This is a genomic window from uncultured Shewanella sp. (assembly GCF_947501225.1).
GTDB lineage: Bacteria > Pseudomonadota > Gammaproteobacteria > Enterobacterales > Shewanellaceae > Shewanella.
Genome location: NZ_CANMUW010000006.1, coordinates 324,538 through 334,048, shown reverse-complemented (window position 1 = coordinate 334,048; position 9,511 = coordinate 324,538). Strand labels below are relative to the sequence as shown.

Sequence of the window (9,511 nt, the reverse complement as noted above, 5' to 3'; positions counted from 1 at the left end):
ACCATCTAAGATGGTTTCGAATAACTCAACACCTGTGAGTGTCCACACAGATTTCTTGTCTTAACTTGTTAAAGAACATGGTGCTTGATAACACCGCCGCAGACGCTAGGCCCTTGGCTTGAGGAGGCGTATTTTACACTTCCCGCAGTTGGCGTCAAGTAGTTTTTAAAACTATTTTCGACCTCAGTTTTCACCGACTAAAATAGTTATCTATTCCGTGTCAGTGGATGCGCATTATAGGGGGGCAGAGCTCGAGTGCAAGCCCTTTTTGGATGTAGCCAATTAAGCGTTCACTTTTCAGGCGAAAAGTATAATGATAGCCGACCAACCTTGCCTTTCCCTACGATATCTTACCTCGCTCCTGTCTGAGAACCTCGTTCTAAAGAGCAATCACATATATCAGGGAACTAAGTCTGGCACATTTTAAAATTGCTGCACGAAAATTTCATAAAAAAATTCACATGGATTTTCGAGATGATAAAAATTAGACCTGCGACTTTCCCCCAAAAGCAAACAACAAGGGTAATAGGAGTACCTCACCTCTCTATTGACTCTCTCCATTGACTCTCTCCATTGACTATGAAGTGAAACGAAGTGAAACGCTTTACTCCTCTTTAGATTTTTTATCCTCTTTATCCTCATCTCTCGTTTTTGATATATCACCAGACATAGTTACCCGCTTTAGCTTTCGAATACGGTAGATGGTTATCACAGGTCCGGAAAGCGCATAAAGATAAAAGATCGAACACAGGATCAAGGCGGGCTCTATCGAAACAAAAACAAATACTCCAACGACAATTAATATAACGATAAAATTGACTTTACCGCGCCAGTTAAAGTCTTTAAATGAGTTATAGCGAAAGTTACTGACCATCAGCAGACCTGAAATAATCGTTACCAAAGCTACCAACCAACTTACCTCAGCTCCCACTACGCCACTTTGATCACCAAACCATATACTACCGGCGATGAGTGCCGCTGCGGCTGGACTTGCCAGGCCTTGGAAATACCTCTTGTCAGCAACTCCAACCTGGGTATTAAACCGAGCCAACCTTAGCGCCGCTCCAGCACAATAGATAAATGCAGCGAGCCAACCGATCTTACCTAACTCCGCAAGTCCCCAGTTATAAGCTATCAAGGCAGGGGCTACGCCAAAAGATACCATATCAGCCATGCTGTCATATTCGGCACCGAACTCACTCTGAGTATTCGTCATCCTGGCAACACGGCCATCGAGCCCATCACAAAGCATGGCAATAAAAACTGCGATTGCCGCCGACTCAAAATGGCCATTCATCGAAGCAATCACGGCATAAAATCCAGAAAACAAGCCAGCGGTAGTAAACAAGTTAGGAAGCAGGTAGATACCTTTACTCTTAACCGATTCTTTATCAAAGTTTTGCATAATTTTAAAACACTAGTATCTTGTATGAAAAAGATACCATACTTTAGGTATCCAATGCTTTACCGTTTAACCTGCACATTGATTGTCCCAGGCATTTAATGGAATAAGCTCCCGTATTTAACTATGTTGGATGTTGCGACCGGAAGGAATCATGTTAATAAAGTCATTAGTAGTCATTTTAACTCTCATGTCGATTGGCTCGGCATCAGCAACCGTCATCTATAAATGGGTGGATAAAGACGGGGTCACTCACTACAGCCAACAGATCCCTGAAGATGCAGCCTCAGACAAACTCTATAGTGAAGACATTGAGCAGCAGCCTATTGGCTTTATCGCTCCGAAGGAAAGACCCGCAGAACCAGAGCCAAGTGAAGAGGAGAAAAATGCGGCAAGGATAAAGAAGGAAAATAAGCAGCATGCTGCCGATATTTGCGAAAATGCCAAACATAGCCTGAAATTTCTGACGACCCACTCAAGGCTCAGAAGTAAAGATGAAACCACAGGTGAGATGGTAGCGATGAGAGAGGAAGATCGACAGGCAAGAATTAAAGAGCAAGAGGAGCGGATCAGGCTATTCTGTAAATAGTTACCTGACCCACCTATCCAATACCCTCTAAATCGAATAAAAACAGGCTCATTTGAGCCTGTTTTTATTTGGAGCTTATAAAGTTATCTTCATACGAGCCAAGAGCAAGCTGTCACTCACCCCATGAATTAACGACAAACCCCAAATTTCGCTCGTTATTGCCCGAACGCCAACTCAGCCCCCGCACATTCGACCTTAATTGGCTTACCAGGAACCAGGGAGCCGCTCAATATCTTTTGCGCTAATGGGTTTTCAATTTCATGCTGCAAGGCTCTTTTCAATGGTCTGGCACCATATATAGGATCAAAGCCTGCACGGGCGATAAGAGACAGGGCCTCATCACTCAAAACAAGTTCAAAATCTTTCTCAGCTAACCGTTGCCTTAGTGACTCGATCTGAATCCCTGCAATATGCTTAATATGTTTCTCATCGAGAGGGTGAAAAACTACCGTCTCGTCGATACGGTTGAGAAACTCGGGTCTGAAGCTGTGAACAACTACGTTCATCACCTCGGATTTCATTTCGCTATATGAAAGTTGTGTAAACCTATCCTGAATGATATCTGAGCCCAGGTTAGAGGTCATAATAACGACTGTATTTCTGAAATCTACCGTTCTCCCTTGTCCGTCGGTTAGTCGGCCATCATCGAGCACCTGAAGCAGGACATTAAATACATCCGGATGCGCCTTCTCAACCTCGTCGAGCAAGATGACAGAGTAGGGCTTTCTTCTGACGGCTTCCGTCAGATAGCCTCCCTCTTCATATCCGACATAGCCGGGAGGAGCTCCAAGTAAGCGCGCAACAGAGTGCTTCTCCATAAATTCAGACATATCGATACGAACCAGAGCAGATTCTGTATCGAAAAGAAATTTGGCCAAAGACTTACATAGCTCAGTCTTACCGACCCCGGTGGGGCCTAAGAAGAGGAATGAGCCTATAGGGCGATCCGGATCTGAAAGCCCGGCTCGACTTCGTCGAATGGCATTAGAAACTGCATCGACAGCTTCATTTTGACCGATCACTCTGGAGTGAAGGACTTCCTCCATATGCAGAAGCTTCTCCTTCTCACCCTCAAGCATTTTAGATACGGGAATACCGGTAGCCCTGGAAAGAACCTCAGCAATTTCAACATCGGTGACTTTATTTCTAAGCAGGGTCATCTCCTGCATCTCTGCTTGAGATGCAAGATCTAACTGTTTCTCAAGCTCAGGGATGCGACCATATTGAAGTTCAGACATACGAGTCAAGTCACTGGCCCTGCGGGCGACATCGAGCTCCAGTCTTGCCTGCTCAAGATCCGCTTTAATATGTTGAGTTCCGGCCAAAGAGGCTTTCTCTGTATGCCAAATCTCATTCAACTCAGATGATTTGGCATCGACAGTTTTTAGCTCCTGGCGTATTGAGTATAGGCGACGCAGGCTGGCTTCATCAGACTCCTTCGATAGCGCCTGCTCCTCTAGTTTTAGCTGTATAGAGCGACGCTCGAGACGATCCAAGGGCTCAGGTTTAGAATCTATCTGGATACGTATACTCGAGGCCGCTTCATCGATAAGGTCAATGGCTTTATCGGGTAGCTTACGATCGGACACATATCGATTCGACATACTGGCTGCTGCAACAATAGCGGGATCGGTGATCTCAACATGATGATGTAACTCATAACGCTCTTTTAACCCACGCAGTATGGCAATGGTATCTTCTACACTCGGCTCTTCGATCAACACCTTTTGAAAACGTCTCTCCAACGCAGCATCTTTTTCGATATATTGACGGTACTCATCTAATGTCGTCGCTCCCACACAATGGAGATCACCACGGGCTAATGCGGGTTTGAGCATATTACCCGCATCCATAGCACCGTCACCTTTACCGGCACCGACCATGGTATGCAGCTCATCAATAAACAGAATAATCTGCCCCTCTTCCTGATAGAGTTCATTCAGAACAGCCTTCAGGCGCTCTTCGAATTCACCACGATACTTGGCTCCGGCAACTAATGAGCCCATATCCAATGAAAGCACACGCTTATTTTTGATCCCTTCCGGCACTTCTCCATTGATAATTCGTTGAGCTAGCCCTTCGACAATGGCCGTCTTACCCACGCCGGGCTCACCAATTAAAACAGGGTTATTCTTGCTTCTACGCTGCAATACCTGAATAGTACGACGGATCTCATCATCACGACCAATCACTGGATCCAGCTTCCCCTGCTCCGCACGCTCCGTCAGATCGACGGTATACTTCTTCAAAGCCTGACGTTGATCTTCAGCATTGGGATCGTCGACATTCTTTCCGGCCCTGATCTGTTTTATCGTCTCTTCTAACAACTCTTTAGTGGCACCGGATTTTTTTAAACTTTGTGCAAGGGTGTCATTTCCTTCCAGTGAGGCCAAAATAAAAAGTTCACTCGAGATATATTTATCTTTTCGTTTCTGAGCTAACTTGTCGCATAGATTCAATAGTCGTATCAAAGCCTGCGATAACTGAATATCTCCGCCGGTTCCTTCGACTTGAGGTAAGCGTTCCAACTCCTGCCCCAGAAGTGAGCGAAGAGTACTAACACGAATACCCGCTTGTGTCAGCAGAGGGTGAATCGAACCATTATCTTGATTAAGCAGGGCCATCATCAGATGTATAGGTTCAATAAACTGATGATCACGCCCTAATGCCAACGACTGGGCATCGGAAATTGCAGTCTGAAATTTATTGGTCATACGATCGAGTCGCATACAGCCTCCACAAACGAAAAGAACTACTTCAATAATAAAAATATGGGGACAGATGGTGGTTTTTCAAGGCAGAGCAACTCTTTATCTGCAAAAGCGAGTGCTATACCAACCAGATAAATGAAGCCATACGACCTGTGACATTATCTCTGCGATAGGAGAAGTAATTATCGGCATTTTTAAAGGTACAGGTATCTGCTTGATAAACCTCATTTACACCAGCCAGATTTAGCCGAAATTTTGCCAGCCCCTGAAGGTCTGCAAGGTATTTCTTTTCGGTTGAGTCTGAAGAGGCTTTACTAATAAAGAAGATGTCACAGTCAGGATGCACAGAGATAAACATCTCCCTGACCTCCTCCCCGACTTCGAAGGCATCGGCACCAATTGCCGGCCCCAGATAAGCGATAAGCTCATCACTATCTGATTTAAACTTCTCCAGGGCCACCTCAATTATTCCGTCACACAGGCCTTTCCAGCCGGCATGAACGGCGGCAACCTCAGTTCCAGCTCTGTCGCACAACAATACAGGTAAACAGTCTGCGGTCATAACCACACATACCTGATTTGGGTGTTCAGCGTAGCTACCATCGGCATCATGTACGGTTTGATTATCGGCAACGATGACTCTGGTACTGTGGGTTTGCTCTAACCAGGCAGGAGAATTTGGAAGTTCAAAGCGCTCACGAATGAGCGCCCGGTTTTGCAGCACTTTCTCCTCGCAATCCCCAACATGCAAGCCAAGATTCAGGCTCTCGTATGGGGGGGTGCTAACGCCATCACGACGCGTAGAAAAAGCGATCCTCACTCCCTGAGGAATATGCCAACCTTTTACAAATGGCGGCATCGATTAAACAATCGAAGGGTTTTCAAGGGTATCCTGACGTAGTGCTTTAGTCAGTATCGCCATATCTTCAGGCACGGGAGCCTGCCAACTCATAATTTCACAGGTATGAGGATGTGCAAGCTCGAGTCTGATAGCATGCAGAGCTTGGCGCTTGAATCCCATGTAAGTTTCGAAGAACTCAGGCGTAGCCCCCTTTGGTGGTCTTGGGCGGCCACCATAAACAGGATCACCAACTAAGGTGTGACCTATATGAGACATATGTACACGGATCTGATGCGTTCTTCCCGACTCCAGGCGCAGTCTTAATCTTGTATGAGCCCTGAACTTCTCGGCAACACGGTAGTGGGTCATAGCAGGCTTACCTGTATGCACCACAGCCATATGGGTTCGCTTAGTTGGGTGACGGTCGATAGGTTCATCTACTGTGCCACCTGAGATGAGTGTGCCTTGAACTATGGCTTCATACTCACGTGTGATCTCTCGAGCTTGAAGAGCTGCCACCAGGTGAGTCTGTGCTTCTACTGTCTTAGCTACGACCATCAGGCCGGTTGTATCTTTATCCAGACGGTGAACGATCCCCGCGCGAGGAACCAGTTCAATATTTGGACAATGGTGCAATAAAGCATTCATCAAGGTACCGTCTTGGTTACCGGCACCGGGATGCACAACAAGACCAGCCTGTTTATTGATGACAATAATATGATCATCTTCATAAACGATATCTAAGTCTATCGCTTGCGCCTCAGCCTTAGTCTCCTCGACTAATGTTGCTTCAACTTGTATCTCTTGCCCTTCAAGCACCTTTTCTCTCGGCTTAATGGAAACCACACCGTCGATGTAAACCCAGCCAGCTTGGATCCACTCTTTGATGCGTGTGCGTGAGTAATCAGGAAACAATTCGGCCAAAGTTTGATCCAATCTTTGCCCTGTTTGTGTTGCTGTTATCTCACTTTTTAGATTAATCTCTTGTGTCATAGGAACCGTACCCGCGTTTCGGGGTCCAAAAATGTGTGCTATCTGTTACAATCGAATTGTTTCTATTTTATATTGAAATAGAAAAATTCTTAACCATAACTTTAAAAGAATCGAACTTAAGTATGCATAAATTTGCTAAAGGTGCCGTAGTAGGCCTGTTTTCATTGGCCTTAGCGGCCTGTAGTAGTAGCCCGGAAGAAGAGCTAAAGGTAAGTAAATCCTCACCAGATATACTATATTCTCAGGCAAGAACATCTATGGAGCTCGGAAACTTCAGTAAAGCGGTACGCTCATTAGAAGCATTAGACTCTCGCTACCCTTTCGGCCCGCATAAAACTCAAGTACAACTCGATCTCATCTACGCCTATTATAAACTAGATGACGCTGCATCTGGAATCGCTAATATCGATCGTTTCATCAGACTCAACCCGACTCATAAAGATATCGACTATGTGTACTACATGCGTGGCCTGGTTAATATGCAGTCTGATAACTATATGTTCCACGATATGCTGGATATCGACAGAACAGACAGAGATCCTAAAGTTGCACAAGATGCCTTTAAGGATTTCGATCGCCTGATAAAGTCATACCCAAACAGTAAATACGCACCGGATGCAGCTAAACGCATGCTGTACCTGAAAAATCGACTGGCTAAGTACGGTATCAGTGTCGCTGAGTACTACATAAAGATGAATGCCTGGAGTGCTGCAGCAACACGGGCTCAATCGGTTATGGAAACCTACCCGGGCACTAATTCAACCGAACGAGCATTGGAAATTATGGCTACGGCTTACGGTGAGCTGGGTCAGAAAAAGCTACAAGATAATGTGCTATCGGTGATGAAAGCTAACTTCCCGAATAATAAGCTGTTATCCCGTTAATTTCAGCGATAGTTTAGCGGTATCATATTAAGCTCCGAACTCCGGAGCTTTTTTGTGTGCCACTGTAACGATTTTTGATACAGCTGAACCAGCCATCGGCTCATTAGCAGTCGATACTCCAGACACACGCTTTTCCATATTCGTCAGGGCAGCCGCGATGAGGGTTACGAAGTGATTTTTCATACGTTACGGCAAGCATAGAGACAAATTAGAACAAAACTCATCCAAACGAACCACAAATACGATTAAATTAAATAAAGTTATTGACTCAAAACTCTAAAACCCGTTTAATAGCGCTCGTTGCCCGAATAGCTCAGTCGGTAGAGCAGAGGATTGAAAATCCTCGTGTCCCTGGTTCGATTCCGGGTTCGGGCACCAATTTTCTTCTCCTGACTTTAAGGTCAGACAAAGTTCTTATCTCACTATAATTCCCGATATTTAAATCATTTTTAGCAGTAAAACTACTCCACGAGTTGTAATGGCTTAGCTCTTCTGTACTCAAGCTTGAGTTGATTGCGTCCGGACAACTTAGCCTTATAGAGCTGCTCATCGGCCAACGCCACCATGCTTTCCCAACTTGCTTCAGTAAACGAAGGGTGGAAATGCTCATAAAAGACTCCGCCTATACTCACAGTGATCCTATCCCCGAAACTGGATTTTGGATGATATATATTGAGTTCTCTTACTTTTTCCAGCATCCTTTTTGATAACAACTCCATCTGTGCAAAGTTATCTCCCTGGATAACGACACAAAACTCCTCTCCACCATAACGTGTTACTAACTCTCCCCTGCGCCTGCACTCAAGAAGCAGGGTTTGAGCGATAGAGAGAATGGCCTTGTCTCCGGCTTGGTGACCTAAACTATCGTTGTATTCCTTAAACAGATCGATATCTATCATCAGGAAGCCGATGACACCCTTCCCCTCCTTCCATTGAGTAAAGGCGCGCTGTGCGAAAACCTCCAAACTGCGGCGATTAGCAATTCCGGTTAAGGGGTCTTTATAGGATAGAGACTCGAGATAATTCTGATGCCGTTCTAATTTATCTACCATCAAGTTAAAAGAGCTGGACAGGCGAACTATCTCATCGATATGCCATGTCGTTCTCATCTTATACAAGACCCCTCGCTCGGCCATTTTATCTAAAACCAAACTGGCACTGCGTATTGGCCTCAATATCATCACCGACACAGGAATCACCGAACACGCCGTTGCAATAATCAAGGTGATAAAGAGGAGGATAGACTCTGGAGTAAAAATTGAAGGCGAGAGCCTCTCATCATGAACCACCGTGATCTTCAGTGTCGGTACTCCAAAGATATCGTTAATAAGCCACTCATGTTTAGAGGCCAGCTCTCCTATATCAGGCGAGCTATCAAAATTTGTAAGGCCGGAATATGACTGCCCGGGATCTAAACTTTCGATATTGAAATTAACCAAGCTCAACTGCCTTATCTGCTCGAGCAAACTGGTGTCTATCGCCCTAATCATCAACAGGCTACCGACTATTTCACCACTCCCCCGCGTCGGTAACACCACGGCATTACTGAAATAGACCACAGTTCCGTTTAAGTTGATGATGCCATTTCTCGTTGATGGTTTTTTGCCATCAATAACATTGTCATCGGGTAATACATCCCCAACCCAGGCAGCATCATTTCGTTGTAAAAGGTGGGAGGATAGCTTAGGGTTAGCGTAATACTGCCACAGCAACTCCCCCTGAGTATCGAAGAGATAGGCCCCATCGATATCGGCAGCTTCAAAACTATTTACACTTAAGTTGGAATCGATAAAGGCTTGCTCGCCGGAATCGACAAATTCAACCATCTCATCCCAGACGGCGTAATCATAACAGAGGGTTTCCAGACTCTTTTGAGAAAACTTGATACCACGCTGAACAGCAAGAAGCTCCTTCTCCTGCTGTGAACGAATCTGTGACTCGATGGCCGGCAGGTAGACAAATTGATAGATCACACTCGCCGCCAGGAATGAGAGCAAGAGGATCACTAAGCCAAGTAAATTTAAAAAATGATTTAATTTCATCAATCGAACTTGCATCCCCCTGCGTATGTCTAACTTCGCCGAATAAGTC

At 45.3% G+C, this 9,511-nt stretch carries 7 protein-coding genes and 1 tRNA gene; 3 read left to right on the top strand and 5 right to left on the bottom strand.

Annotated elements, in window-relative coordinates:
- Window positions 1–604: 604 nt before the first annotated feature.
- On the bottom strand, window positions 605–1,405 hold the full coding sequence (pssA, locus tag Q1B47_RS11770) for a CDP-diacylglycerol--serine O-phosphatidyltransferase (protein WP_299793585.1): 801 nt from the start codon (window positions 1,403–1,405) through the stop codon (window positions 605–607).
- 151 nt (window positions 1,406–1,556) lie between these two features.
- Here pssA and Q1B47_RS11765 point away from each other — a divergent pair, with 151 nt between their 5' ends.
- Window positions 1,557–1,991, top strand: coding sequence for a DUF4124 domain-containing protein (locus Q1B47_RS11765; RefSeq protein ID WP_299793583.1), 435 nt, complete (start codon window positions 1,557–1,559; stop codon window positions 1,989–1,991).
- A 155-nt stretch (window positions 1,992–2,146) separates the two neighbouring features.
- Here Q1B47_RS11765 and clpB read toward each other — a convergent pair whose 3' ends face one another.
- The 3 genes from clpB to rluD all read right to left on the bottom strand — a co-directional run bounded on the left by clpB (window position 2,147) and on the right by rluD (window position 6,536).
- The gene (clpB, locus tag Q1B47_RS11760) at window positions 2,147–4,720 is read right to left on the bottom strand and encodes an ATP-dependent chaperone ClpB (RefSeq protein ID WP_299793582.1); all 2,574 of its coding nucleotides are present in this window, start codon (window positions 4,718–4,720) and stop codon (window positions 2,147–2,149) included.
- Between the two features lie 100 nt (window positions 4,721–4,820).
- Window positions 4,821–5,561: a peptidoglycan editing factor PgeF gene (gene pgeF / locus Q1B47_RS11755; RefSeq protein ID WP_299793580.1), complete on the bottom strand. Its 741-nt coding sequence runs from the start codon at window positions 5,559–5,561 to the stop codon at window positions 4,821–4,823.
- Between the two features lie 3 nt (window positions 5,562–5,564).
- Window positions 5,565–6,536 (bottom strand): 23S rRNA pseudouridine(1911/1915/1917) synthase RluD, encoded by a 972-nt coding sequence (gene rluD / locus Q1B47_RS11750; RefSeq protein ID WP_299793578.1) that lies wholly within the window; start codon window positions 6,534–6,536, stop codon window positions 5,565–5,567.
- 122 nt (window positions 6,537–6,658) lie between these two features.
- Here rluD and Q1B47_RS11745 point away from each other — a divergent pair, with 122 nt between their 5' ends.
- Both Q1B47_RS11745 and Q1B47_RS11740 read left to right on the top strand, forming a co-directional pair.
- On the top strand, window positions 6,659–7,420 hold the full coding sequence (locus tag Q1B47_RS11745) for an outer membrane protein assembly factor BamD (protein ID WP_299793575.1): 762 nt from the start codon (window positions 6,659–6,661) through the stop codon (window positions 7,418–7,420).
- Window positions 7,421–7,722: 302 nt separating this feature from the next.
- Window positions 7,723–7,798: transfer RNA gene (locus Q1B47_RS11740), tRNA-Phe, on the top strand.
- A gap of 83 nt (window positions 7,799–7,881) precedes the next feature.
- Here the strand turns inward: Q1B47_RS11740 and Q1B47_RS11735 are convergent.
- Window positions 7,882–9,462, bottom strand: a complete 1,581-nt coding sequence (locus Q1B47_RS11735; protein ID WP_299793573.1) for a diguanylate cyclase — start codon at window positions 9,460–9,462, stop codon at window positions 7,882–7,884.
- Window positions 9,463–9,511 lie beyond the last annotated feature (49 nt).